Origin of the sequence: Streptomyces palmae, assembly GCF_004684805.1 — a bacterium.
Classification (GTDB): domain Bacteria; phylum Actinomycetota; class Actinomycetes; order Streptomycetales; family Streptomycetaceae; genus Streptomyces; species Streptomyces palmae.
The window spans coordinates 1-23842 of sequence record NZ_SRID01000036.1; the positions used below are offsets into that span (position 1 = coordinate 1).

General features: G+C 71.6%; 25 protein-coding genes and 2 pseudogenes. 8 read left to right on the forward strand and 19 right to left on the reverse strand.

Translation table 11 applies throughout. The annotated features are described in order from the left end of the window. The 5 genes and pseudogenes from E4099_RS06425 to E4099_RS06445 all read right to left on the reverse strand — a co-directional run. Positions 1 to 250: pseudogene (locus tag E4099_RS06425) on the reverse strand (hypothetical protein); the annotation flags it as partial. 488 nt (positions 251 to 738) lie between these two features. Then, positions 739 to 1554 (reverse strand): GNAT family N-acetyltransferase, encoded by an 816-nt coding sequence (locus E4099_RS06430; RefSeq protein WP_135337968.1) that lies wholly within the window; start codon positions 1552 to 1554, stop codon positions 739 to 741. Positions 1555 to 1681: 127 nt separating this feature from the next. Next, positions 1682 to 2041: a DUF6204 family protein gene (locus E4099_RS06435; RefSeq protein ID WP_135337969.1), complete on the reverse strand. Its 360-nt coding sequence runs from the start codon at positions 2039 to 2041 to the stop codon at positions 1682 to 1684. Between the two features lie 311 nt (positions 2042 to 2352). Further along, positions 2353 to 2874 carry a hypothetical protein gene (locus tag E4099_RS06440; RefSeq protein WP_135337970.1) on the reverse strand — a complete coding sequence of 174 codons (522 nt, stop codon included), beginning with the start codon at positions 2872 to 2874 and terminating at the stop codon, positions 2353 to 2355. A gap of 143 nt (positions 2875 to 3017) precedes the next feature. Next, positions 3018 to 3920, reverse strand: coding sequence for a helix-turn-helix transcriptional regulator (locus tag E4099_RS06445; protein WP_135337971.1), 903 nt, complete (start codon positions 3918 to 3920; stop codon positions 3018 to 3020). A 152-nt stretch (positions 3921 to 4072) separates the two neighbouring features. Between E4099_RS06445 and E4099_RS06450 the strand changes: the two genes are divergently transcribed. Continuing rightward, positions 4073 to 4834, forward strand: a complete 762-nt coding sequence (locus E4099_RS06450) for an SDR family oxidoreductase (RefSeq protein WP_135337972.1) — start codon at positions 4073 to 4075, stop codon at positions 4832 to 4834. Between the two features lie 187 nt (positions 4835 to 5021). Here E4099_RS06450 and E4099_RS06455 read toward each other — a convergent pair whose 3' ends face one another. Next, positions 5022 to 5789, reverse strand: coding sequence for a thioesterase II family protein (locus tag E4099_RS06455; protein ID WP_135337973.1), 768 nt, complete (start codon positions 5787 to 5789; stop codon positions 5022 to 5024). 308 nt (positions 5790 to 6097) lie between these two features. Between E4099_RS06455 and E4099_RS06460 the strand changes: the two genes are divergently transcribed. Both E4099_RS06460 and E4099_RS06465 read left to right on the forward strand, forming a co-directional pair. Then, on the forward strand, positions 6098 to 6688 hold the full coding sequence (locus tag E4099_RS06460; RefSeq protein ID WP_135337974.1) for a TetR/AcrR family transcriptional regulator: 591 nt from the start codon (positions 6098 to 6100) through the stop codon (positions 6686 to 6688). Beyond that, positions 6688 to 7263, forward strand: a complete 576-nt coding sequence (locus E4099_RS06465; RefSeq protein ID WP_135337975.1) for a TIGR03086 family metal-binding protein — start codon at positions 6688 to 6690, stop codon at positions 7261 to 7263. Before E4099_RS06460 ends, E4099_RS06465 begins: the two co-directional genes overlap by 1 nt. A 572-nt stretch (positions 7264 to 7835) precedes the next feature. Here E4099_RS06465 and E4099_RS06470 read toward each other — a convergent pair. Both E4099_RS06470 and E4099_RS06475 read right to left on the reverse strand, forming a co-directional pair. Beyond that, complete coding sequence (locus E4099_RS06470) at positions 7836 to 9443, reverse strand: DEAD/DEAH box helicase (protein WP_135337976.1); 1608 nt, start codon at positions 9441 to 9443, stop codon at positions 7836 to 7838. An 87-nt stretch (positions 9444 to 9530) separates the two neighbouring features. Continuing rightward, positions 9531 to 9734: a cold-shock protein gene (locus tag E4099_RS06475; RefSeq protein ID WP_031013754.1), complete on the reverse strand. Its 204-nt coding sequence runs from the start codon at positions 9732 to 9734 to the stop codon at positions 9531 to 9533. Between the two features lie 538 nt (positions 9735 to 10272). Between E4099_RS06475 and lnt the strand changes: the two genes are divergently transcribed. Both lnt and E4099_RS06485 read left to right on the forward strand, forming a co-directional pair. Then, positions 10273 to 11871, forward strand: a complete 1599-nt coding sequence (gene lnt / locus E4099_RS06480) for an apolipoprotein N-acyltransferase (protein ID WP_135337994.1) — start codon at positions 10273 to 10275, stop codon at positions 11869 to 11871. A gap of 309 nt (positions 11872 to 12180) precedes the next feature. Further along, positions 12181 to 12681 (forward strand): DinB family protein, encoded by a 501-nt coding sequence (locus E4099_RS06485; RefSeq protein ID WP_135337977.1) that lies wholly within the window; start codon positions 12181 to 12183, stop codon positions 12679 to 12681. 28 nt (positions 12682 to 12709) lie between these two features. Here E4099_RS06485 and E4099_RS06490 read toward each other — a convergent pair whose 3' ends face one another. Together E4099_RS06490 and E4099_RS06495 are read right to left on the reverse strand one after the other, a co-directional pair. Further along, the gene (locus E4099_RS06490; RefSeq protein WP_135337978.1) at positions 12710 to 13222 is read right to left on the reverse strand and encodes a hypothetical protein; all 513 of its coding nucleotides are present in this window, start codon (positions 13220 to 13222) and stop codon (positions 12710 to 12712) included. 263 nt (positions 13223 to 13485) lie between these two features. Further along, positions 13486 to 14526 (reverse strand): helix-turn-helix transcriptional regulator, encoded by a 1041-nt coding sequence (locus tag E4099_RS06495; RefSeq protein WP_135337979.1) that lies wholly within the window; start codon positions 14524 to 14526, stop codon positions 13486 to 13488. Positions 14527 to 14687: 161 nt separating this feature from the next. Between E4099_RS06495 and E4099_RS06500 the strand changes: the two genes are divergently transcribed. Beyond that, positions 14688 to 15098 carry a DUF3224 domain-containing protein gene (locus tag E4099_RS06500; protein WP_135337980.1) on the forward strand — a complete coding sequence of 137 codons (411 nt, stop codon included), beginning with the start codon at positions 14688 to 14690 and terminating at the stop codon, positions 15096 to 15098. A gap of 7 nt (positions 15099 to 15105) precedes the next feature. On the opposite strand, the gene E4099_RS06505 is transcribed toward E4099_RS06500, so the two are convergent. The 5 genes from E4099_RS06505 to E4099_RS06525 form a co-directional block, all read right to left on the reverse strand. Then, the gene (locus E4099_RS06505) at positions 15106 to 15786 is read right to left on the reverse strand and encodes a uracil-DNA glycosylase (protein ID WP_135337981.1); all 681 of its coding nucleotides are present in this window, start codon (positions 15784 to 15786) and stop codon (positions 15106 to 15108) included. 226 nt (positions 15787 to 16012) lie between these two features. Next, the gene (locus tag E4099_RS06510) at positions 16013 to 16774 is read right to left on the reverse strand and encodes an SDR family oxidoreductase (RefSeq protein ID WP_135337982.1); all 762 of its coding nucleotides are present in this window, start codon (positions 16772 to 16774) and stop codon (positions 16013 to 16015) included. Positions 16775 to 16791: 17 nt separating this feature from the next. Beyond that, positions 16792 to 17553, reverse strand: coding sequence for a 3-oxoacyl-ACP reductase FabG (fabG, locus tag E4099_RS06515; RefSeq protein ID WP_135337983.1), 762 nt, complete (start codon positions 17551 to 17553; stop codon positions 16792 to 16794). Between the two features lie 177 nt (positions 17554 to 17730). After that, the gene (locus tag E4099_RS06520) at positions 17731 to 18126 is read right to left on the reverse strand and encodes a DUF3037 domain-containing protein (RefSeq protein WP_135337984.1); all 396 of its coding nucleotides are present in this window, start codon (positions 18124 to 18126) and stop codon (positions 17731 to 17733) included. Next, the gene (locus tag E4099_RS06525; RefSeq protein WP_135337985.1) at positions 18123 to 18947 is read right to left on the reverse strand and encodes a HipA family kinase; all 825 of its coding nucleotides are present in this window, start codon (positions 18945 to 18947) and stop codon (positions 18123 to 18125) included. The genes E4099_RS06520 and E4099_RS06525 overlap by 4 nt, the downstream gene beginning before the upstream one ends. A gap of 255 nt (positions 18948 to 19202) precedes the next feature. Here E4099_RS06525 and E4099_RS35135 point away from each other — a divergent pair, with 255 nt between their 5' ends. Further along, on the forward strand, positions 19203 to 19364 hold the full coding sequence (locus E4099_RS35135; protein WP_425348249.1) for a hypothetical protein: 162 nt from the start codon (positions 19203 to 19205) through the stop codon (positions 19362 to 19364). On the opposite strand, the gene E4099_RS06540 is transcribed toward E4099_RS35135, so the two are convergent. The 3 genes and pseudogenes from E4099_RS06540 to E4099_RS06550 form a co-directional block, all read right to left on the reverse strand. After that, the gene (locus E4099_RS06540) at positions 19352 to 20530 is read right to left on the reverse strand and encodes an amidase domain-containing protein (protein ID WP_245244635.1); all 1179 of its coding nucleotides are present in this window, start codon (positions 20528 to 20530) and stop codon (positions 19352 to 19354) included. The genes E4099_RS35135 and E4099_RS06540 overlap by 13 nt on opposite strands. A gap of 174 nt (positions 20531 to 20704) precedes the next feature. Then, positions 20705 to 21036: pseudogene (locus tag E4099_RS06545) on the reverse strand (hypothetical protein); the annotation flags it as partial. Between the two features lie 733 nt (positions 21037 to 21769). Beyond that, positions 21770 to 22450 (reverse strand): hypothetical protein, encoded by a 681-nt coding sequence (locus E4099_RS06550; protein ID WP_135337986.1) that lies wholly within the window; start codon positions 22448 to 22450, stop codon positions 21770 to 21772. 609 nt (positions 22451 to 23059) lie between these two features. Between E4099_RS06550 and E4099_RS06555 the strand changes: the two genes are divergently transcribed. Continuing rightward, complete coding sequence (locus E4099_RS06555; protein ID WP_135337996.1) at positions 23060 to 23326, forward strand: hypothetical protein; 267 nt, start codon at positions 23060 to 23062, stop codon at positions 23324 to 23326. 74 nt (positions 23327 to 23400) lie between these two features. Here the strand turns inward: E4099_RS06555 and E4099_RS06560 are convergent, their stop codons facing one another. Then, the gene (locus E4099_RS06560; protein WP_135337987.1) at positions 23401 to 23832 is read right to left on the reverse strand and encodes a Ku family protein; all 432 of its coding nucleotides are present in this window, start codon (positions 23830 to 23832) and stop codon (positions 23401 to 23403) included. Positions 23833 to 23842: the final 10 nt, after the last annotated feature.

Here is a 23842-nt window from a genome sequence, read left to right on the forward strand (position 1 = left end):
GGGCCGCCACGCCCAACCCCAGACCGACCTGCGCCACCGACAGCCCCACCACCCGGGTGAAGAACAGCGCGGCACCCGTCATGAACAGCCCGTTGCCGACCATGCTGATGAACGTGGCCAGCGCCAGCGTCCGCCGCGGCCCGCGCTCCATCAGCAGTCCCCGCGACACCAGCCACGACTGTCCCGGCGACTCCTCCGAGCGCGGCGGCACACCGACCGACGTGTCCTCGGATGCCTCATCAACCCTCATACTCCGCCCACCTTCTCTGCGACTCCTGGCGGCCACGGATCATGCAGGGACGCGCGCATGGCTGGAAAGCCATACCGGAATGGCGAAATCTCACAGCTGAACGGGGAACATCCAGGCCCCGGCCCGACGTTGCGATGAATGACGAACCGCTGGTGATCCCCACACTCCGTGAGGATCCCTGGCAGCGGTGGACAGCCCGGGAAAGCGCACGACGCATGCCCGGGAAGTCGCGTCGCCCCTGCTCAACGCGGCGGTCAGCGGGTGCCCCGACACACCGGCCGGCCAACGGTCACCTGACGGGGCATGACGCAGCGTGCATGCTGTTACCCCGGTCACCTTTCCTGGATTCGGGCAGCTCCGATCGGGCCACCTCGCCCGCCGCCGCACAGCGCGGGCGGACAGGCCGACGGGCCGGGGGGGCATCACCGATGCCGACGCCCCCGGTCCCGGAGTTCACCAAGCCGCCCGGTCTCCGACCGCCCGCGTGATCAGGCCTCGACGTCTCCGCCGGGCACTGGCGGCCGGTGGAGTTGGACCTGCTTCTCGGTGTCGGCGAAGCCGAGTGCGCGGTAGATGCGGATCGCGTGGTAGTCGGGGTCGGCGACGATGACGAGAGTCCGGGCTCCGAGTTCGCGCAGTCCCCAGTCGCCTATGTGGTGGACCAGAGCGGAGGCCAGTCCCCGGCGCCGGTAGCCGGGATGGGTCTCGACGTTCTGGAACCGGGCCAACCCGCCGCCGTCGGCGCACAGGCCGGCGCCGGCCCGCATCCGGCCGTCGACGAACGCGCCGAACCAGGTCAGGTGCCCCGCCTCGCAGAGCCTGCGGTACTCGGCCAGCTTGCCCTCGAGGAACTGCCGGTGTTCGGCGGACGGCACCCCGCCGTCCTCGGTGGCGAAGCGGAGTTCCTTCGCCTGGGCCCAGTCCTCGTCGCCGGTCAGCGGCCGGATGAGGGTGTCCGCGTCCGGCCGGGCGGGAGGAATCAGCCGGGTCGCGGTCAGCACCGTGTTCACCTCGGTGGTCAGACCGAGGCGGTCGCGCTCGGACGCGTCTCCGGCGTCGCCGTCGGTGCCGTCCACGCCCAGGGCCAGGTGCGCGGCATCAGGGAACTCGCCGGAGAACACGGACGACCACCGCGCCCCGTCACCCTGGCGCGGCGGTGCGTCGAAGAGCACGAAGTTCCCCCACCAGTAGCCCGGATTGGCGGGCGTGCGCACGACCAGGTGGGAGGGGTGTGCCGTGATGAGGGAGCCTGCCATTCTCCGCAGCATCAGGTCGGTCCGGAACCCCAGTGAGTTCACCTTCATCGGGCCGATGCTAGAGCCCTGGCCCCACCCGATCCACTGGATAAGTCCCCGTGCCGCCCGGCCCTGTCACAGGCGCGGCACCCGGGCCGGCGTCCGGAGCAGGGCGGTTGGGGGCACCGTCACCAGGTCAGCGGTTCCGCTGGGCGGCGGCGCGGCGCTGCCGCTTGCCCAGGGGTGCCTGCGAGAGGTCCTCCGCCTGGGACCTGAGGTTCTTGTAGCCGTAGCCGCGCTGCGTCAGCCAGTCCTTCGCGGCGGCTTCGGCGCGTTCGGTCGCCTCCAGGATGTCCTCCTCGGCCTCTCCCGAGTCCAGGAACCGGAAGGTGAAGGCGGACCGGGCGGCGAGGTCGTAGCTGAGGTTCCCCTCGGGAGTGAACGCCGCGTGCAGGATGTCGTGCTCGGCGGCGCGGGCCAGCAGCTCGGCACGCTGCTCCTCACCGAGGCCGTCGAAGACCCCGCGGACCATGATGCGGAAGGTACGAGTACTCATCCCGCGAACCTAGCCGCAGGGCTCGATACGGCTCCACCGCATTTCCGGCAGGGACGGCCACCTGGCGGACGAGCGCGGGAGCCGGGCAGCGCACGTCACCGCCGCCCTGTCGAGCCGGCCCGGCAGCCGCCCCGCCGCACACGCGGGCACCCTGGGCACCGGGGACCCGCCGCACCGCACCCGCGAACCCCCGGCACTCGGGGCCCGCCGTACGACTCGCGGACCCTCTGGCACCCGGCCCGCCGCACTCCGCTGGCGCATCCCGGCCACCGGGGCCCGCGGACCAGACCGCGGGCCCCGGGCGGCGGTGATCAGCGGGCCCGGCGCAGGTCGGTGATCTTGCGGGTCGCCAGGTCGGACTGCACATCGATCCTGGTGACCTGCGGATTGCGGCCGTCGCTCCAGGTCAGGGTGACCCTGGAGGTCGCGTGCCCGGCGCCGGAACCGGTGTAGGTGACCTCCCACTTCACCGGCACGTTCTGGGCGAACAGGATCCCGTTGGCGTGTTCCCTCTTCTCGTACGCGGCGACCTTCCTCTGCGCCTCGGTCGAGAGGTAGAACCCGCGGAGCGCCTTGGCACTGGCGGTTGCGGCCGGGGCCTTGCCATCCCACATCGCGTCGATGTACGCGCCGTAGAAATCCGAGACGCGGGAGATGACGGCGCGCGGGTCGCCCTTCACGGACGTGGACGTGTTCGCGGATGTGGACGTGTTCGCGGTGGTGCGCGGGGTGTTGGACCCGGCCAGGGCCGGCGTGACGGCGGCCAGGGAGAGCGCGGCGGCGATGGCACCGGCCGCGATCAGCCCCCTTCGGGTACGAATGGGTGCGGACATGCTGGGTGGTTCCCCCCTCCAGCCACGGCCGGGCCGACCCCGGCCGTTGGCGCACCCTAAGAGCGCACGGCCTGACGAGGCGTTCCTCTTCGCCCATGAAGTACGCCAAAATGCCGAATAGCGCGGAAAAGTTGCGCCGACTTTCAGTCAGACTCTCCCACCCGGACTCCGCTTCCGGACGCCGCCTGGTCGTCGGCGCCGCCGGGAGTCGCCGCCCAGCTGGCGAGGAGCCGCAGCCGCTCCTCGGTCCGCGAACCCGGTTCCGGGGTGTACACCACCAGCGCCTGGTCCGGTTCGCCGGGCAGCGTCAGCGTCTCGTAGGGCAGGGTGAGTTCGCCCACCACGGGGTGCGCCATGCGCTTCACCCCGTGGGCCTTCTCCTTGACCTGGTGGTCCGCCCACAGCCGTCGGAAGTCCTCGCTCGCCAGCGACAGTTCGCCGACCAGGGTGGCGAGTTTTCCGTCCTTCGGGTGGCTTCCGGCGTACAGCCGCAGATGGGCCACCGTCTCGGCGGCCACCGCGGGCCAGTCCGGGTACAGTTCGCGGGTCCGCGGTTCGAGGAACACCTGACGCGGCATGTTGCGCCGCTCGGACGGCATCCGCGAGAAGCCCAGGAGCGCGTCGGCCGGCGCGTTCCACGCCCGTACGTCCATACGCCGGCCGAGGATGAACGCCGGCGCCCGGTCCATGGTGTCCAGCAGCAGACGCAGTCCGGGGCGGACCTTCGCGGGCGGCTGCCCGGCCACCGAGGCGCGGTGGGCGGCGGCGGGCCTGGCCACCGCGCGCAGATACTCCCGCTCGGTGTCGTCCAGGCGCAGTACACGCCCGATGGCGTCCAGCACCGCGTCCGAGACGGAACGCCCCCGGCCCTGCTCCAGGCGGATGTAGTAGTCGACGCTGACGCCCGCGAGCTGGGCGACCTCCTCACGGCGCAGGCCGGGCACGCGGCGCCGGCCGTGGTCGGGAAGGCCCACCTGAGCGGGTTGGATCCGGGCGCGCCGGGAGCGCAGGAAGTCGCCGAGTTCCCCGTCCGTGGATGGATGCATGCCGTTGATCCTAGGCCGCGGCGCCGATCCCATCCTGGTACTGCCAGACCCAGGAAAACGGCAGCCCTGGGTAGCGCCGACGGTCCGGTGCACGGTGGTGGTCATCGCCGGGGCACGCTCGGCGGCCACCTCCACCACCTGGGAGTTCCTTCATGTCGTACGACAGCCTCACCGGACGCACCGCCGTGGTCACCGGAGCCGCCAGCGGTATGGGCGAGGCCACCGCCCGGCTGCTCGCCTCGCACGGTGTGCGGGTGGCGCTGCTCGCCCGCCGGGCGGAGCGGCTGGCCGAGCTGGCCACCGCGATCGAGGCGGACGGCGGGCAGGCCCTCGCGGTCGCCGCCGACGTCACCGATCAGGCCGCCGTGGACGCCGCGGTGGAGCGGGTGCACACCGCGTACGGCCGAGTCGATCTGGTGGTCAACGCGGCCGGCGTGATGCTGCCGAACCCGGTCACCGAGGGCCGCGTCGACGAGTGGCAGCGCATGCTGGACACCAACGTGGCCGGTGCGCTGCGCGTCATCCGGGCGTTCACCCCCGACCTGATCGCGGCGGCCGAGGCCGGGGGCACCGCGGATCTGGTGAACATCTCCTCGATCGGCGCGCACATACCGTTCCCCCACTACGCGGTCTACGGGGCGACGAAGGCGGCACTGACCTATCTCTCGCAGTCCCTCCGTACGGAGTTGGGCCCCCGCGACGTCCGCGTCACCAACATCGAGCCGGGCCTGACGGACACCGAGCTGGGCAGCCATATCGACAACGCGGAGCTGTCCGGCCAGTTGGCGGGCATGTTCGACGCGCTGACCGGGTTGTCCGCCGATGAGATCGCGGACCTGGTCGCCTTCACCACGAGCCGGGCACGGCATGTCAACCTGCGCCAGGTGGTCGTGCTGCCGACACGCCAGGCGTGAACCTCGCGAAGCGGCATCGGCACCGCGGCCGGGGTGGCGAGCCGGCTCCGCCAGGAACCCGGCCCGCCACCCCGAATGCCTTCAAGGCCCCGCCCCACCACCAGGAAGGCCGTCAGGGCGCCGACCTGCCCGCCCGGAATACGCGATGGCCCCGCCTTTGCCGGCCCATGTGAATCGGCGGCGGATTTCAGGAACTCGGCGAAGCGGCCAGGGAAATCTTCTCGGAGATGATCTGCATCATCTTCTCCGCGTGGTTGGCCAGGAAGAAGTGTCCACCAGGGAAGACATGGAGGTCGAAGTCCCCGGTGGTGTGGGTGCGCCAGGCCTCGGCCTCCTCGAGGCTGGTCCTGGGGTCGCTGTCACCGGTGAACACGGTGATGGGGGCCCGCACGGTGCGGCCCTCCTCGGACCGGTAGGTCTCGATGGCGGTGTAGTCGCTGCGGATGGCCGGCAGCACCATGCGCAGGATCTCCTCGTCGCCGAGGATGCGGGCGTCCGTGCCGCTCAGGACCTGCATCTCGGCCACGATGCCGTCGTCGTCGCGGCGGTGGACGCTCTCCTCCCGGTAGCGGGAGGGCGCCCGGCGCCCGGAGGCGAACAGGGCGATCGGGCTGGTCGCCGGGGAGCGCTCCAGGCGCAGCGCCACCTCGTAGGCGAGGACGGCTCCCATGCTGTGCCCGAAGAAGGCGGTCGGCCTGTCGAGCCAGGGTGCCAACTCGGCGGCGATGGCGTCCGCGTAGTCGGGGATGTTCTCGATGGCCGGGTCCAGCCGCCGGTCCTGGCGTCCGGGGTACTGGAGGCACAGGACGTCGACGGCCGGAGACAGCCCCTGGGACATCGGGAAGTAGAAGGGGGCGGAGCCCCCGGCGTGGGGAAGGCAGACCAGCCGGACCCGGCTCTCCGGAGAGGGATGGAACCGGCGTACCCAGGTGCTGCTTTCTCGCTGCTCGCCCATGTGCCGAATAATCCTTCGCTCGATCGGGATTTCCGTATGCCATGTTTCCGGCACGGTCCGCGGTAAATCCGCAACAGCGCCATCTTGGCGGGATTTTACGTCTACCACACGGCCATCCGCGGCCGATACCCCTGGATTTGAGCGTCCGCCGGGCACAGGGGTAACGAAATACCCCTATAACCAGCCATCGATTCCCTGCCGTTCCCACGGACGGGCAGCAGGAGGAACGCCTGTGCGGACGGCGGCACAGGTCATCCCTGGGAACCTACAGGCACTGGAGTGCCACTCCAGAGTGTTACTCTGCGGCGATGAGCGGTTCCGAGACCCGTCAGCGCATCGTCGACGCCGCCCTCGCCTGCTTCCTCGACCAGGGTGTGCGGCACACCACGGTGGAGCAGGTACGCCGGGCGGCCCGTGTCAGCAGCGGCAGCTTCTTCCACCACTTCCGCACCAAGGAGGACGTGGCCGAGGCCGTGTACCTCCAGGGACTGGAGGCGCACCACGCCGAACTGCTGGAGGAGTTGGGACCCGACCGCGAGCTGCGGGACGGCGTGGAAGGCGTCGTCCACCGGGACCTGGCCTGGAGCGCCGCGCAGCCGCGGCTCGCCTCCTTCCTCCTGAGCCCGATCGGCTGGTCCCCACCACGGCGGAACCCGCGGATCACCGCGGCCAGCCGGGCGTTCTTCACCGCGGTCGCCGACTGGCTGCGACCCCGAGGGTGGACGGGCAGCCCGTCCCTCGACGTGGTCGTGTCCATCTGGATCGGACCGGCCCATGAACACACCCGGTTCCTGCTGGCCGGCGGGGAGACCGGTGAGGAGGCGGCGGCGACCCTGGCCTTCGCCGCCTGGCGCGGGCTGGAACCGCTGATGTCCCCCTCCCATCGAATGGAGTCGTGATGCGAGCGCATCCTGTCCTCACCCGGTACGTGCGCGTCCTGAGCCAGGCGACCGGTGTGGTCCGGGAGTTCCCGGTCGGCCGCTGGGAAGCCCCGTCCCCCTGTGAGGGCTGGACGGCCCGCCAGGTGCTCGGGCACCTGGTGGACGGTCAGCGGCAGGTCGCCTCGTTGATCACCGGTCAGGGCCCGCTCGCCCCGCTGGCCGACCCGGCCGACGCCCTGTCGGCGCGGAAGGAACCGGCGGCTTGCTGGCTCTCGGCGGACCTGCGGATGCGGGGCCTGCTGGAGACCGCGGAGCCCGCCGCCGAGGTCATGACTCCGCAGGGTCGCCTCACCGTCGAAGCGGTCCTCGCCGCGGCCGTCATCGAGCCGCTGGTCCATGCCTGGGACCTCGCCGAGTCCGCCGGAGTGGGCGTGACGCTGGACGCGGAGGCGGTCGAGTCGTGCCTGGCCGCCATCGCGCCGGTCGCCGAGCGGTTCGCGGCCACCGGGATGTACGCACCGGCCCTCCCCGCTCCACCCGGCGCCGACCCCCAGCAGCGCCTGCTCGCACTCCTGGGCCGCAGGACCGCCTGAGGGCCCCGCCCGCGGAGACCGCACCGGCCCACGCGATCAGCCCTCGACGCTCGGCACCGAGGCCCGCCAACCCGCAAGGGCCGCATGCCGGGGTGCTCACGCCGGTCGCGGGCGGTGGTTGCGGAGAAGGCCGACCGCACAGGGCCGCGCCCGTGCGCGGCCGTCCCGATGCCTGGCCGCGAGCGGCGGTCCGCTCCCGGGCGGCATCGAGGATCTTCTTCCGGTTGCGGACCGCGTCCGTGCGCCGCGGGCGGAGGGAACGGGCCGCGGTACTCCGCCAAGGCCCGTGCGGGGACTGGTCGGTCGATCGCGGTGCGCAGCCGCTGTTCGCTGCCCGCCCCGAGACCTGCTCGGCTGCGACGGCGCCTGGGAGACGGCGGGCCCCGGCCGTCGGGGGCGGCGCCGACCGACTGGCACCCGGATACGGCGCCGGCGCTGGGGGGACTGCGGGCCGCAGCCCGACCGCGGCGAGCCCGGGGCGCCTTGGTGGCCCGGCGCCGGGGCGCCCCGTGTCAGGGGTGCCCCGGCGGCGTACCGCGCCTCACCGTGCCGGAGAGGTGGCCGATCGCGTGCTAGGAGCCGGCGGGACGGCGGCCGCCCCGGCGGTCGGAGCCGCGGCCACCCGCTCCGGCGGCGCCGCCCGTGGCCCCACCGGATCGCGTCCGGCGGGTGGATCCGCGCCCGCCGGTGGCCCCGGCGCCGCCGGCGGCCGTCGCCCTGGACGCGCTCTGGCGGTTGGCGCCCCGGTTCCCCGTCCCGGTGGCGGCGCCCGTCGCCGCCCCCTCGGACGTGCCGCCGTTTCGGCGCCGGCGGGCGGGTCGCCTGCCGGACCCGGTGCCGCCCTTCTGGTCCGCGCGGGACGCCGCCGGAGTCGCCGGCTGGGGCACCTCGATGGTGACGGCCACCCCGGAGGGCTCCCGGGCGCCGGTGATGGTGGCCAGTACCGCGTCGCTCGATGTCACACGGGCCGTCCGGGGGCGGATGGCGGTGTCCGACATGAGCCGGGTGACGTCCCGCTTCTGCTCGGGCAGGACCAGGGTGACCACGCTGCCGGAGCCGCCGGCACGGGCCGTGCGGCCGGCCCGGTGGAGGTAGTCCTTGTGGTCGGTGGGGGGATCGACGTTGACGACGAGGTCGAGGTCGTCGATGTGTATGCCGCGGGCCGCGACGTTCGTCGCCACCAGGGCGGTGACCCGGCCGTCCTTGAACTGCTCCAGGGTGCGGTTCCGCTGCGGCTGGGAGCGGCCTCCGTGCAGGGCCGCCGCGCGGACTCCGACGGCCAGCAGCCGCTTGGCGAGCCGGTCGGCGGACCTCTTGGTGTCGAGGAAGAGGATGACCCGGCCGTCGCGGGCCGCGATCCGCGTGGTGACGGCCTTCTTGTCGGTTTCGTCCATGACGTGGAACACATGGTGCTCCATGGTGGTGACCGCTCCCGCGGACGGGTCCACGGAGTGCACCACGGGGTCGGTCAGGAACCGCTGCACCAGGCGGTCGATGTTGCGGTCCAAGGTGGCCGAGAAGAGCATCCGCTGCCCGTCCGGCCGCACCTGCTGGATGATCTTGGTGATCTGCGGCAGGAAGCCCATGTCGGTCATCTGGTCGGCTTCGTCCAGGACCGTGATGCGTACGTCGTCGAGCACGCAGTCCCCGCGTTCCACGAGGTCGTTGAGCCTGCCGGGGCTCGCCACCACCACCTCCGCGCCGCGCCGGAGCGTATTGGCCTGCTTGGTGATGGACAGCCCGCCGACCACGGTGGCCAGCCGGAGGTTCACCGCCGTCGCGTAGGGGGTCAGCGCGTCCGCCACCTGCTGGGCCAGCTCCCGGGTGGGCACCAGCACGAGGGCGAGCGGGGCCTTGGGCTCGGCACGCAGTCCGGCCGTGCGGGCCAGCAGCGCCAGTCCGAACGCCAGGGTCTTACCGGAGCCGGTACGTCCCCGTCCCAGCAGGTCACGGCCGGCCAGCGAGTTGGGCAGGGTGGCGGCCTGGATGGGGAAGGGGGTGGTCACGCCCTGCGCGGTGAGGGTCTTCAGCAGCCCCGCGGGCATGTCCAGACCGGCGAAGTCATCGACGGCGGGAAGTGCGGGGGTCGTGCTTTCCGGCAGCCGGAACTCCCTCGGCGACGACGCGGGCGGCGGGGGTGACGAGGTACGCCGGTTCGAATTCCGAGACCTGCGGGACATGCGGTTATCTGCCTTCCTGAAAACAGCACAAACCGGGGTCCACACCATGACGGTGCGGACCCCGGTGAGTGGATACGCGTCCGGCGATCAGGCGGGAACGATGTTCTCCGCCTGCGGGCCCTTCTGGCCCTGGGTGACGTCGAACGTGACCCGCTGGCCCTCCTGGAGCTCACGGAAGCCCTGGGTCGCGATGTTCGAGTAGTGGGCGAAGACGTCGGGGCCGCCGCCGTCCTGCTCGATGAAGCCGAAACCCTTTTCAGAGTTGAACCACTTCACGGTTCCCTGTGCCATGACCTTCTCCTTCTGTAGGCAGAGGCCCCATCCGGAGATGCCGGAAAATAAATAATGCGCCCGAAGGAGAAACATTCCCGTCAGGCGCACATAAATTCATGGGTACCACAACTGCAACGTAGGAACAGTAACACAGTTCGGCGGCCAGTGGTGGATCGACGAGGCGCACGCCGAGGTTTCCTCGGAGCCTCCCGGTGGCGGCGGCGTCCGCCCGGTCGGCGCCCGCGCGCTCGGCGGCGCCGTCCGTCCCCGCCGTGTACGGAACGGCACCGGGTCCGGAACGGCGACGGCAGCCGGCTCTGCCGAGGTGCCCCGGTAACGAGCCCCCGCGTGTCCGGGAACAGCCCCTCGGCGTCCACCCGGCGGCCGTGATCCCAGGACGGTCACCCGCGTGTCCGGGAACTGCGGACCGCGTCGTTCCGGACGCCGTGCTCACCTCGCGAAGGCCAAGGGGCACGGCACCCTGTGCCCGATCGCCTCCGTCGCGCACACTGGGAACCGGGTGTTCCTGGTGGGACGAGGGAGGCACGGCGTGCGGATGTCGCTCGACCACGGAAGCCGCTGGGGGCGCCGACTGGAATCTCCTTGGTGGCGCGGCGCCGCGGCGCTGGTGGCGGGCGCACTGCCCGCGCTGACCTTCCCCGAGCCGTCCCTGTGGTGGTTGGCGTACGTGGCGCTGGTCCCCTGGCTGCTGCTGGTGCGCTCGGCGCCGACCGGGCGGCGGGCGGCGCTGGACGGCTGGCTGGGCGGAGCCGGGCTGCTCCTGGCGGTGCACAACTGGCTGATGCCGAGTCTGCATGTGTTCATCCTGCTGCTGGCGGCACTGCTCGGGCTGCTCTGGGCGCCATGGGGCTGGCTGGCACACCGGCTGATGCGCGGTGCGCCGGGCCCCGGCCGCGCGCTGGCCGCCCTGGTGCTGCTGCCGTCCGGCTGGCTGATGGTGGAGCTCGTACGGTCCTGGCAGTACCTGGGCGGTCCCTGGGGGCTGCTGGGCGCCAGTCAGTGGCAGGTTCCCGCGGCGCTGCGGCTCGCCTCGGTGGGCGGCGTGTGGCTGGTGAGCTGGCTGCTGGTCGCGGTCAACACCGCGCTGGTGCTGCTGATCGCGGTGGCGCGGGCGCGCACCGTGGCCGCGGCGGTGGCCGGGCTGGCCGGGTGCGCCGCGACCACCGCCGGGGTGTGGGCGTGGGCACCGGTGCCGCCGCACGGCGGCCAGCTGCGGGTGGCGGTGGTGCAGCCGGGTGTGGTGCGCGGTCCTCAGACCCGGTTCGACCGGGGTGAGCGGCTGACCCGGCAGTTGGCGGGCCGGCATGTGGACCTGGTGGTCTGGGGGGAGAGCAGTGTGGGCCAGGACCTGGCCACTCGCCCCGACCTGAGCCGGCGGTTGGCGAGGCTGTCCCGCGAGGTCGGTGCGGACCTGCTGGTCAATGTGGACGCCCGGCGCTCCGACCAGCCCGGGATCTACAAGAGTTCGGTGCTGATCGGCCCGCACGGACCGACCGGTGACCGCTACGACAAGATGCGGCTGGTGCCGTTCGGCGAGTACGTGCCGGCCCGCTCGGTGCTGGGATGGGCCACCTCGGTGGGCAAGGCCGCCGGTGAGGACCGCCGGCGCGGCGACCACCAGGTGGTGATGGTGGTCCGCGCTCCCGACGGGCGGGCCAGGGCTCGGGTGGGGCCGCTGGTCTGCTTCGAGTCGGCGTTCCCGGACATGAGCCGGAACCTGGCGCGGCGTGGGGCGCAGCTGCTGGTCGTACAGTCCTCGACCTCCACGTTCCAGCACAGCTGGGCTCCGGCCCAGCACGCCTCGCTGGCGGCGCTGCGAGCCGCCGAGACCTGGCGTCCGATGGTGCACGCCACGCTGACCGGGGAGAGCGCGGTGTTCGGGCCGCGCGGTGCCCCGGTCGGCCCCCGGCTGAGCACCGCGCGGACCGGCGCGCAGGTGTACACGGTGCCGCTGGGCGGCGGCACCAGCCCCTTCGTCCGGTGGGGCGACTGGCCGGTGTACGGGTCGATGGCGGCGCTGGCGCTCTACGCCGGTGTGTGCGGTGCCCGGGGCCTCCGGCGGCCGTCCGCCCCGGTGCGCCCGCCGCACCGGGCTCGCCTGTCCCGGACGGGCGCGGTCCGGGAGCGGCACTGAGCCGGACGCCCAGGGGTACGGCGCCACAAGACGCCCACGGGTGGGGGCCGACGCCCACCACGGGCACGGGACGACCGGACGCCCGCGAGTAGCGGCCGACGACCGCTCACGAGTACGGCGCCGTCGGACGCCCACGGGTGGGGGCCGACCGACCGCCCACGGGTGGGGGCTGACCGGACCGCCACGGGGGCACGGCACGACAGGACGCGCCCGGGTACCGGACGGCCGACCGCCCCGGAGGCCTCCCCCTGCCGGAAGGGACCGATATTGCCTGGTGGGCCCGGCGGGGCGGCGGCCATGATGTCCGCCATGACTACCGAACGCGTCGATCCGCCGCTGTGTACCGATGAGCGCACCATGCTGGAGAGCTGGCTCGACTACCACCGCAGCACGCTGGCCGACAAGTGCCGCGGCCTGGACGACAAGCAGTTGCGGGAGGCGAGCGTGCCCCCGTCCTCGCTGAGCCTGCTGGGGCTGGTGCGGCACATGGCCGATGTGGAGCGCCACTGGTTCCGCCGGGTGCTGGCCGGCGAGCAGGCGCCGCCCCTCTTCTACTCCGACGAGGACCCGGACGGCGAGTTCCACCTCACCGAGGCGGACACCGGGCAGCAGGGTTTCGACGCCTGGCAGGCGGAGATCACCGCCGCCAGGGAGGCCGCCGCCGGCCGCTCGCTGGACGACACCGGGCTCAGCAGGGAGAAGAAGATCTCCCTGCGCTGGATCTATGTGCACATGATCGAGGAGTACGCGCGCCACAACGGCCACGCCGACCTGATCCGGGAACGTATAGACGGCGCCACCGGCGAATGACCCCGCCCGGCCCGGAGGGCGGCCCCGCTCAGCCCGCCTCTCCCCCGGCCCGCGGTGGCGTCCGGCCGCCGCCGGCCCGGTCCAACCGCCGTGCCAGCCCTCCGATGGCGGCCCGCACCCGGTGGCCGTGCGGGTCGTCGCGCAGCACACCGGCGCTCGCCCGGGCCAGCCGTAGCTGGGCGCGGGCCGCGTCCAGCCGGCCCAGACTCAGGTAGTCGTCGGCCAGGTGGAGGTGGAGCGCCGGGTGGAAGGCGCGCAGCGCGCCGCCGTCGCGCGGGTCCTGGCCGCGCCCCTGGGCCGCGGCCAGGGCGAGCAGATCCCAACGCAGCTTGGCGGCCGGGTCGTCCTGGGTGTCCGCCAGGTAGTGGGCCAGGGTGCAGCGGTGCAGCGGGGTGCCGTGCTCCCCGATCTCCACCCACAGACCGCCGAGGCGGTTGCGCGCCTCTTCCCGGTCGCCGGCCCGGTGCAGCATCACCGCCTGCCCGATGCGGGTCAGCACGGCGTCGTCCTCCGCCGCCGCCTCCCGCCGTGTCCCTGCCATCGCGGAGACTCCCGCCTTCCGTGTGGTCGCCAAGGGCCGCCCCGCGATCCCCGGCGGGCTCGGCGCGCGGCACGGCACCTCGCCGTGTTGCCGCGTCATCCGCATACGCCCGGTATGAGGACAACGCTCCGCCGTGCGACGCACCGCACCGGGCGCCGCTCACCAACCCACCAGGGACGGGGGTACCTCCCGGCGGTCGCCGGGGGTGGGACAGCCCTGGGGTCCGACGCTAGCCGCAAGCGCGGGAAAACCTGGTCAGGCGCTCACACCTGCCCGCCGGGCGCCGCATAGCGCTGGGCCAGCTCGGTGACCGCGCGGGCCACCGCCGCCCGCAGTTCGGGCGGTCCGAGCACCTCCGCCCCGCCGCCCAGCCACAACAGGTCGCTGACCGCCACCGGCACCGACTCCACCGGCAGCACCACCGGCACCCAGCCGTCCGCGTCCGGCTCCCCGGCCTCCGCCACCGCCCGCGCGCCGATCGCCCCGAACTTCACCGGGATCAGCTTCAGCGCGCGCGGGGAGACACGCAGCCGCGCCTGCCCCTGGTAGCGCAGTTCCTCCAGCCGGCGGGAGGACTCCTGCCAGTAGGCGGCGAGGTCGAAGTCCGCGGGGCGCGCGAAGCCCTCGTCCAGCACCTGCACGGTGAGCACCCGGGAGATCCGGTAGCTGCGGATCTCCGCCCGGTGCGCCGGGCCGTCCCCGGGTGCGTCCCCGCCGGCTCCGTCGGACGGCGCCGGGTCGACCGCCTGCGCCACCAGGTACCAGATGCCGCCCTTGAGGACCAGGCCCAGCGGCCGCAGCTCGCGTCGTACCTCGCCACGCCAGCGCCGGTAGTCCATCCGCAGCGTCCGCTGGCGCCAGACCGCGTCGGCGATCGTGCCCAGCCACGGCACCGGATCGGCGTCCCGGAACCAGCCGGGGGCGTCCAGGTGGAAGCGCTCCTGGATCCGCTGGGCCCGCTCGCCGAGTTCGGCCGGCAGCGCGGCGAGCAGTTTGAGCCGGGCGGTGGCCAGGTCGGCGCCCAGGCCCAGCTCGGCGGCCGGACCGGGCATCCCGGCCAGGAAGAGCGAGTCGGCCTCGTCCCTGGTGAGGCCGGTGAGCCGGGTGCGGTAGCCGTCCATCAACCGGTAGCCGCCGACCGGGCCGCGGTCCGCGCACACCGGCACACCGGAGGCGCTCAGCGCCTCGATGTCCCGGTAGACGGTACGGACCGATACCTCGAGTTCCGCGGCCAGTTCGGGAGCGGTCATCCGCCCGCGGTTCTGGAGCAGCAACAGGAGGGCGAGAAGGCGGTCGGCGCGCATGGCTCCATCCTGCCGTCCCCGTTCGCCGTACCTGACAGAAGATGTCAGGTACGGCGGACAGCATGGGTACACCGCCCCGCGCCGCCCGGTGCGCGGCGGCCGAACCGCAGGTCCGCGTCCGCAGTCGGCGCCGGGCCGTACCAAGGAGACGGGAACACCCCATGACGACCACCCACGCCACCGGCACCATCGCCTTCGCCGACTGGCAGGAGCAGCGGGTCAGCGAGGTGGCCGGCGGCGCCGCGCTGGCCCATGCCTCGGTGTCCAACAGGTACTCCGGCGCGCTGGAGGCGACCGGCACCAGCTGCCAGTACACGATCGTCTACCTCACCGAGAAGGTCGGCCTGTTCAGCGGGTACGAGCAGGTCGAGGGCGTGCTGGACGGCCGGGCCGGCAGCTTCGTCCTCGCCCACCGCGGCACCTTCGCCGAGGACGGCACCGTCACCGGTGAGTACGAGGTGGTCCCCGGCTCGGGCAGCGGTGAGTTGGCCGACCTCAGCGGGACGGGTGGCTTCACCGCCCCGAGCGGGCAGCAGGACTACCCCTTCCACCTCGACTACCGGCTGGGGTGAGGACGGCTCAGGCGCCGAGGTCCGGGATGCGCCAGTCGATCGGCTGGTGCCCCTGGGCCTCGATGGCCGCGTCGATCTGGCTGAACGGGCGCGAGCCGAAGAACTTCTTCGCCGACAGCGGGGAGGGGTGGGCGCCCTTGACGACCACGTGCCGCTCCTCGTCGATCAGCGGCAGCTTCTTCTGCGCGTAGTTGCCCCACAGCACGAACACCGCCGGGTCGGGCCGGGAGGCCACCGCGCGGATCACCGCGTCGGTGAACTTCTCCCAGCCCTTGCCCTTGTGGGAGTTGGCCTCGCCGCCGCGGACCGTGAGCACCGCGTTGAGCAGCAGCACACCCTGCCGGGCCCAGGGCATCAGATAGCCGTTGTCCGGCACCGGGTGGCCCAGCTCCTGGTGCATCTCCTTGTAGATGTTGCGCAGCGAGGGCGGGGTCTTCACGCCGGGACGCACGGAGAAGCACAGACCGTGCCCCTGGCCCTCGCCGTGGTACGGGTCCTGGCCCAGGACGAGCACCTTGACCTGGTCGTAGGGGGTGGCCTCCAGGGCGGCGAACACCTCCTCGCGCGGGGGGTAGACCGGGCCCTTCGCCCGCTCCTCCTCGACGAACTCGGTCAGCTCCTTGAAGTAGGGCTTGTGCAGTTCCTCGCCGAGGACGGCCTGCCAGGACTCGGGCAGTGTGTCGGTCACTTGGGACTTCCTCCGGTCGATCGGTGCGTGACAGGTAGAACGTACCCGCGGGCACCGACAACGGGGGTACGGGGTGCCGGATCCCCTGGGGACCGGCACCCCGGTACCGGTCGCCGTGGTGCGGGATCCCGGACGGGGTCCGGCACCACGGGCCGGGGTGAAGGCGCGGTGGGGTCCCCCGGACGGAGTCAGGGGGGAGCATCCTTCACGGAGGGGGCGGGTGGGATCAGCCGACCCCCGCGTTCAGCATCAGGCCGCCGTCCACCACGACGGTCTGGCCGGTCATCCAGGCGGACTGCTCGGAGGTGAGGAAGGCCGCGACGCCGCCGATGTCCTCGGGCACGCCCAGCCGTCCCAGCGGGTACGGAGCCGCCGCCTCCGCCTCCCGGTTCTCGTACAGCGCCTGCGCGAACTTGGTCTTCACCACGCCCGGGGCGATGGCGTTGACCCTGACCAGCGGCGCGAACTCGTGCGCCAGTTGCTCGGTGAGGTTGATCATGGCGGCCTTGCTCACGCCGTAGGCGCCGATGAACGGCGAGGGGGCGAGCCCGGCGATGGAGGAGATGTTGACGATCGCGCCGCCGTTCTCCTTCTGCCAGGCGGCCCAGGTCCGCTGGGCGAAGCCGAGCGCGGAGACCACGTTGGTCTCGAAGACCTTGCGCGCCACGGCCAGGTCGAGTTCGGCCAGCGGGCCGAAGACCGGGTTGGTGCCCGCGTTGTTGACCAGGAAGTCCACCCGGCCGAAGGCCTCCATGGTGCGCTGGACGGCGACGGCCTGGTGCTCCTCGTCATGGGCCTTGCCGGCGACGCCGATGGCCCGGTCCGCGCCGAGCCGCTGGACGGCCTGCTGCAGCGCCTCCTCGTTGCGGCCGGTGATGCACACCCGGTCGCCCCGGGCCACCAGCGCCTCGGCGACGCCGTAGCCGATGCCCCGGCTGGCGCCGGTGATGAGGGCGACCTTCCCTGAATCCGCTACCTGTGCGGTCATGTGCTCTGGTGCTCCCGTCAGTTGAGCGGGCCGCCGGCCACGTACATGACCTGGCCGGAGACGAACCCGGCGGCGTCGCCGGTGAAGAAGGCGATGGCGTTGGCGACGTCCTCGACCTCACCGACCCGCTGCACCGGGATCTGGGTGGCGGCGGCGGCCTTGAAGTCCTCGAAGCCCATGCCGACGCGGGCCGCGGTGGCCGCGGTCATGTCGGTGGCGATGAAGCCGGGCGCGACCGCGTTGGCGGTCACGCCGAACTTGCCGAGCTCGATGGCGAGCGTCTTGGTGAAGCCCTGCAGGCCGGCCTTGACGGCGGAGTAGTTGGCCTGGCCGCGGTTGCCGAGCGCGGAGCTGCTGGAGAGGTTGACGATACGGCCGAACCCGGCGTCCACCATGTGCTTCTGGCAGGCCCGCGCCATCACGAAGGCCCCGCGCAGATGCACGTTGACCACCGTGTCCCAGTCGCTGTCGGACATCTTGAACAGCAGGTTGTCGCGGAGCACGCCGGCGTTGTTGACGAGGATGGTGGGCGCCCCCAGCTCCTCGACGACCTTGGCGACCGCCGCCGCGACCTGCTCGGAGTCGGAGACGTCGGCGCCGACGGCGATGGCCCGGCCGCCGGCCTTGGTGATCTTCTCCACGGTGTCCGCGCACGCCGCCTCGTCCAGGTCGAGTACGGCTACGGCACGGCCCTCGGCGGCCAGGCGCACGGCTGTGGCCGCGCCGATGCCACGGGCCGCGCCCGTCACGATGGCAACGCGCTGCTCGGTGGTGGACATGCGGGTTCTCCTCGCCTCGGTAGCGGCTCACCGCCCGACCTGCCGCCGAGAGGTGAGCAACCGCTTAGTATCGCTCCAGCAGACGAGACGCTAGAAGCCGTGCCACCGCATGTCAACGCCACCCCCGCGGAGCCTGGCCGGCGGGGGTGGCGTGTCGGTTTCCGGGGCGTACCGGCCTCAGCGGACCAGCAGCTCCAGCAGCCGCTCGACCTCCGCCCGCGGATCGGCGGTCAGCCCGGTGTGCACCGGGCCCGGCTGGACGACGGTGCTGCGCGGGGCGACCAGCCACCGGAACCGGCGCCCGGCGTCGTCACCGGCCGCCTGGCCGGCCGCCGGACCGCCGTGGCAGACGCCCTCCACGGCATGCAGCGCCGCGCGTACCCCGGCCACGTCCGCCGAGGGGTCCAGGGCCCGCAGCCGGGCCTCGTCCAGGTGGGTGCGGGCGGCCACGAAGGAGGTGGCCCGGCAGTAGACGACGACTCCGGCGTTGATCTGCTCACCGCGCTCGACCCGGGGGACGACACGCAGCAGCGCGTACTCGAAGACATCGCGGCCATGGTGCTGTGCGGTCACTTCACTGCCTTCCGGTGGAGCCTGGCACTCAGCCACTCCGGTGCCTGCGAGGGGGTGTCGGGGGTGCGTTCACCGACCGTGATCCGGTCGCTGATCACGGCGGCGCGCTCCAGCAGCACCTCGACATAGGCACGGCGCAGCGCCGCCGTGCTCTCGAAGCCCGGCTCGTCCACCAGCCACTCCTCCGGGACCTCGGCCACCACCTCGGTCAGCAGGTCCTCGGTGACCCGCGGCGCCAGCTCGGCGGCGGCCGCGGCGAGGTCGGGCCCGAAGGAGGCGAGTACATGGTCCGAGGCGTCGTACGGCTTGGCCGCCGCGGCCTGGGCGCCGCGCCAGTTGTGCTGCCAGATCATGGTCGCGCCGTGGTCGATCAGCCACAGCTCGCCGTGCCACACCAGCATGTTGGGGTTGCGCCAGGAGCGGTCGACGTTGTTGACGAGTGCGTCGAACCACACCACCCGGCCCGCCTCGGCGGCGCCCACCTCGAAGGCCAGCGGGTCGAAGCCGAGCGAGCCGGGCAGGAAGTCCATGCCGAGGTTCAGCCCACCGCTGGCCTTGAGTAGCTCCTGCACTTCCTGGTCGGGTTCGCCGAGGCCGATCACCGGGTCCAGCTGGATCCGCACCAGCTCCGGTACGCGCAGTCCCAGACGGCGGCCGAGCAGTCCGCACACCACCTCGGCGACCAGCGTCTTGCGGCCCTGGCCGGCGCCGGTGAACTTCATGACATACGTCCCGAGATCGTCGGCCTCGACGATCCCGGGAAGCGAGCCACCCTCACGCAAGGGCGTGACATAGCGGGTCGCTACGACCTCTTCCAACACTTTCCCAGGCCACCCATCTCTTCAACCTTACAATCCACGGACCACTTCTCGGGGGCGTAGAGGCAGGAAGCACCGTTCAACGGCGCTGGGGTTTCGGCTCGCGAGCCGGCCTCTCCGCTTCCCCAAGCCGACCGTCGATGGTGCCGCGCCCCTTGCTGCCGGCCTCCGGCATGAAGTGAGCATAGTAACCGAGGGTGATCGCCGGAGAGGAGTTGCCCGGGCCACCGAGCCACCCTTGCGTTCCGGGTCCAGAACGTGCTGTTCGGCTTTGTGGTGCGGCTGCTGCCGATGACGTTCGGCATGTACGGCCGGGTGGGTCACGCGCTGCCGCACGGCAACCCGAATGGGCGGGGCCGCCGCCCCGGCTCCCCGCGGGAGGAGCCGGGGCGGCAGGACCGACGGGGTCAGGTCCTGTAGGCGTAGAAGTACGCGCTCGGGAAGGACGCGACCAGGCTGGCCACCGACCTGTTGTAGGTGTTGGTGGAGTGGTAGGTCACGTACGGTACGCCGGAGGCGTCGCGGGAGGTGACGACCATGGTGTGGTCCTTGGACCCGTCGCGGTCGAAGTCCATCTGGATCACGTCGCCGAGGTCCGCCTGGTAGACGTTGGCGAGCGGGGTGACGCGCTTGGAGGACAGCGCGAACCACGAGAGCTCGTTGACGCCGACGAACGAGTCGGACTGGATGTCGGCGGTCCCGAACCACTTGGTGTAGTCGTTGGTGTAGCCGGGGACGTGCTTCCAGCCGCCGGCCTTGAGCACCTGGCTGACGAAGTTGGTGCAGTCGCCGCCGGCGCCCTGGCCGCTGAAGTCCGGGTACTCCGTGTTGTAGTTGTTCCAGTACTTCTGGGCGTACGCGACCATCGCCTGGTAGTCGTAGGCGCCCCCGGTGAGCTGCTTGGGGTTGGCCGGTGCCGGGAAGCTGGTGGCCGCGCGGGGCGCGTCCTGCGGGTCGCCTCCGTCGGAGGGCGGCGTCGAGGGTTCGCCCGTCGGCGGCGTCGACGGTTCGCCCGTGGGCGGCGTCGAGGGTTCGGCCGTCGGCGTGGAGGGCGGTTCGACCTGGTTGACGGCGAGGTATCCGTCGTCTGTGTCGTGGATGCCCGTGAGCTGCCAGTCGCCGTGCCGGCCGGCCTTGAAGGTCAGCTCGTGGTGGGCCTGGAACCCCGTGGTCGCGGGGGACTTGGCCCGGGTGCTGCCCTTCTTGTAGGTCAACGTCGTGGTCTCGGTGACAGCGACCTTGGCACTGCGGCCGTGCACCTCGATGGCGTCGAGCGTCACCTTGGTGTTGCCGGCGCTGTACTTCTCGCCCAGCTTGGCGAGCAGGGCCTTGCGGACGCGCAGCTTGCCGAGGGCGGAGGACTGCGCGCGGGTCTGGTCGCCGGAGAGGCGGATAGACCCGGAGAAGCCCGCGGTGTGGCGCGTGTGGGCGCTGGTGGAGCCGTCCACCAGCGTCTGGGTGCGGTCGGTGAAGACCGCGTCGGCGAGCTTCTGGAAGGTCGCCTTGGTGGAGGCGTCCACGGTCGGGTCGTTGGTGACCGCCGCGCCCGCGCTCCAGTTGGGTATGAGCGCCACGCCGGCGACCACGGCGGCGGCCGAGGCGCTGACGATGGTGGCGCGACTCCGCTTACGGCTGAGTCTTCGTGACTTCAATGATGCTCCCCTCTGTGCCGGTACACCTACCGGGAGTGGGCATCTTCGCATGACGCGGGTGGCGGCTGTGAAGGGGGTTGTGCAAGTGGCACCCGGCCTGTTTCTCGGTCACTTGACGACCGTGGACCGGTCCGGGGACTGGGCGGGGTCAGGCTGCGCGGCGCGGCGAGGGTGGCGGGCTTCCGTACGTCCATCCAGTCGACGAGTTCCCTTGAAGGACACGCACTTGGCGCCCTTCCCGGTACTCACCTTCGGGATGACCTGGTCGATGGCCTTCAGGTAGATGCTGCCGTTCCAGTGCTCGAAGTGGTTGCCGAGGAACAGCGGTGCGCGGCTGCCGTAGTGGACGCGGTCGAAGCCGTCCATGGAGGAGTCCACGGTCTGCTGGAGCCCTGCGCGTACGTGGCCGAGTCGCCGTCGGTCTCGCCGCCGGACTGGTTGTCTGCGCAGTGGAGTGTGGGCCTTTGACAACTCCCACAGCAGGGAGCGTTTCTTCCGATGACCGCACAGCCCGCACGCCGTGAGCGCAGCGCCCCGAGACCGCCTCGATCTCGAAGGGTAGGGAGGCCGTAGGTCGCCATGGGGCGACCGGCAATGTCGAAGGCGAGGACGGAATACTTGGCCAGTTACGGCCGTGCCCCCGCGGTAGGAAGGCCTGAGACTGCGGCCAACGGCCTTTCCGCCCTGAACCACTCACTCAGAGCTACGGCACAACAACGCCAACAACTCGGGAGAACCATGAGGAAGCGGCTTGTCACAGCCCTGTCAGCAACTGCGTTGCTCTGTTACGGATTCGCTGCCTCTCCTGCGTCGGCGAGCACGTCACAAGCGTCGAGCCCCGCGGCGGTAGCCGGGGGATGCGCAACCTGGATTGACGAGGCCGGCCCGGGAGGTGCCGGTCGCTACCACGTCAACTGTGATGGAAACGTCTACGTACAGGCGACGGTCTACTGCAAGGACGGCAGCATGAGCGTCAGTGCCTGGCGGTACTCGTACGCCAAGGCCGAGTGTCCCTACGGTGTGAAAGCGTCGTCGGGGGATTACGACACACGAGTATGAACACTCCACGGACCGCGCTACCGGACCGGTCCCAGCCGGTTCTGCCGATGATTGTGACCTGCCGTGGCGGTCCACATGATGTGGGCCGCCACGCCCTCGGAGGCGGGGACTTCCTTACCTGCCCACCACCCATGGTCCGGCGGCGGCCGAGATCAGCGTCGGCGGGGCGCCCACGTGAGGTTCGTAGTAACGGCCGTCCTCTTCGGTCCAGTCCGGATCCGTGGCGCAGGAGGCGCCGGTGCCACCACGCAACCGCTGGTAGTCCGCTTCCCAGACGACCGAGAGGTGGTAGCCGCCGTCGCGTTCGGCCCGCACGATCCACTCGCGGATCCCCCGGTCCTCTTCGAACTGCGTGATGCGCCAGCCAGTGTCCTTGAGTCGAGCATGGACCCTACGCAGTGCCTCCAGGCCTTGGCGTTTGCCCACCTTCCCGACCATCCACGCGTGGTACATCCGGTACGCACCCTTTTCCGGCTCGTCGGCGATGCTTTCCAAGCCGTCGGGGTAGCAGTAGTCGGAGCCAAGCGTGTTCTGGTTACCCGCACGCATGTCGTACACGTTCGACTCAAGGGTGCGATCCAGTCCAATTACGGCGAAGGCTTCTTGGGAGTAGGCCGTGATCCGGCGGGCAGTCACCTCTGGTTTGGCGTCAGGGTAGTCCTCCGGGATAGCGCGCTCGATCGCGTACGTGACGATCACGCCCACGAGCAGCAGGACGGGCGCAAGCAGTACCGCCGCGCAGCCAATGCCCACCACTTTGAACCCTGACTTGGCTGGAATCTCGCTCTCGCTCACGCACTGGACGGTACAAACGGCCAACCCGCCACCAAAACCGTACGGCTACTCACCGGACCTGAGTACGCATACGCGGGTACTCAGGCTCACGTCGGGCGGTGGCCCACCTCGAACGGCGGCCTCTTCCAGGCCCTGCCCACGACATCATCGGCGTACATGGCGCACCGATCACCCCTGCGGCGGCCCAGACGCTGACTGGACACCGCGGGCCGCAGAAGCGGCCTGCCGCGACCCTCTACGGCAGCCGCGACAACGCCTGAGGTCCGTGTTACCCACCTGTGGCGACAGTTCACAGCTGACCATTGACCGGTCAGAACCTGACGCTGTCAGGGAACTCGGGCCAGGTGGTGGCGCCGGGATCGCCGGCTGCGTCGACGCCTGGCGGCGGTTCAGGCCGGGGCCGGCGAAGCTCAGTGCCCCGGAGTGCGGGGCCCGGTGGGTGGCCGGGGTTGACCGGCGGTCGACGGCTGTTTCTGCTCGCTGCGGGTGACAGTGGTCAGCGAGCGGACACCACCGCGCAGGAGTCGGCCCATACGGCTTCCCACTCACAACTCTCGCTCGAGAATTCCGATGACCGCATCGTGCGTGTCGACCTACACTCCAGCCATCATGAAGCGCCGTGTTGAGTTCACCGAGCCAGCGGCCCGGTTCCGCGACTATCTCCCGCCCGATGATCGCCGGACCCTGAAACGCCTCGTCGATCGGGTCACCGATGACCCCTACGGCCCCTCCACCCACCTCGCCTTCAGGAACGACGACCTCACGCGCTCCAGCTGGCTGGACGGAGCCATGATCCATTTCATCGTGACCACGCATGTCATCTACGTCGTGGACGCCGACATCTTTGACGCCGCCCGAGGCTTCAACGACTTCTGAACGACTGGTCCGACCGGGTCCGGCTTGGGACATCACCGCATGACGCGGACGGCGGCCCCTCCGCGAGGCGCTCCTCAGGATGCTCGCTTCCGCGTGGTCTTCTTCGCTGACACCTTCTTCGGGGTGGCGCTCTTCCCGCCCCGGCTGGCCATCTCGTGCACTTCCGCCGGCCCACCATCGGCCTCCTCGCCGCAGGACTCTCGGGCGGCCCGAACGCTGTCCTTGAGCGCGGACATCAGGTCGACCACCTTCCCGGCCGGCGCTTCCTCGGCCTCGGCTTCCGGCGGCTCGCGACCTTCGGCCTTCGCCCGGATGACCTCCTCCAGGGCGTCCCGGTAGCTGTCTCGCTCCGACGACAGGTCCATGCCGCCGGTCGGCTCCATCAGCGCCAGCGCCTCGTCCACCTCCGCGTCCGAGATCTCCACGCTGGCCTTCGGGCCCAGGCCTTCCGCGGAGCGCACCTCGTCTGGCCAGTGCATGGACTGGAGCACGATCGTGTCGTCCACCACGCAGAGC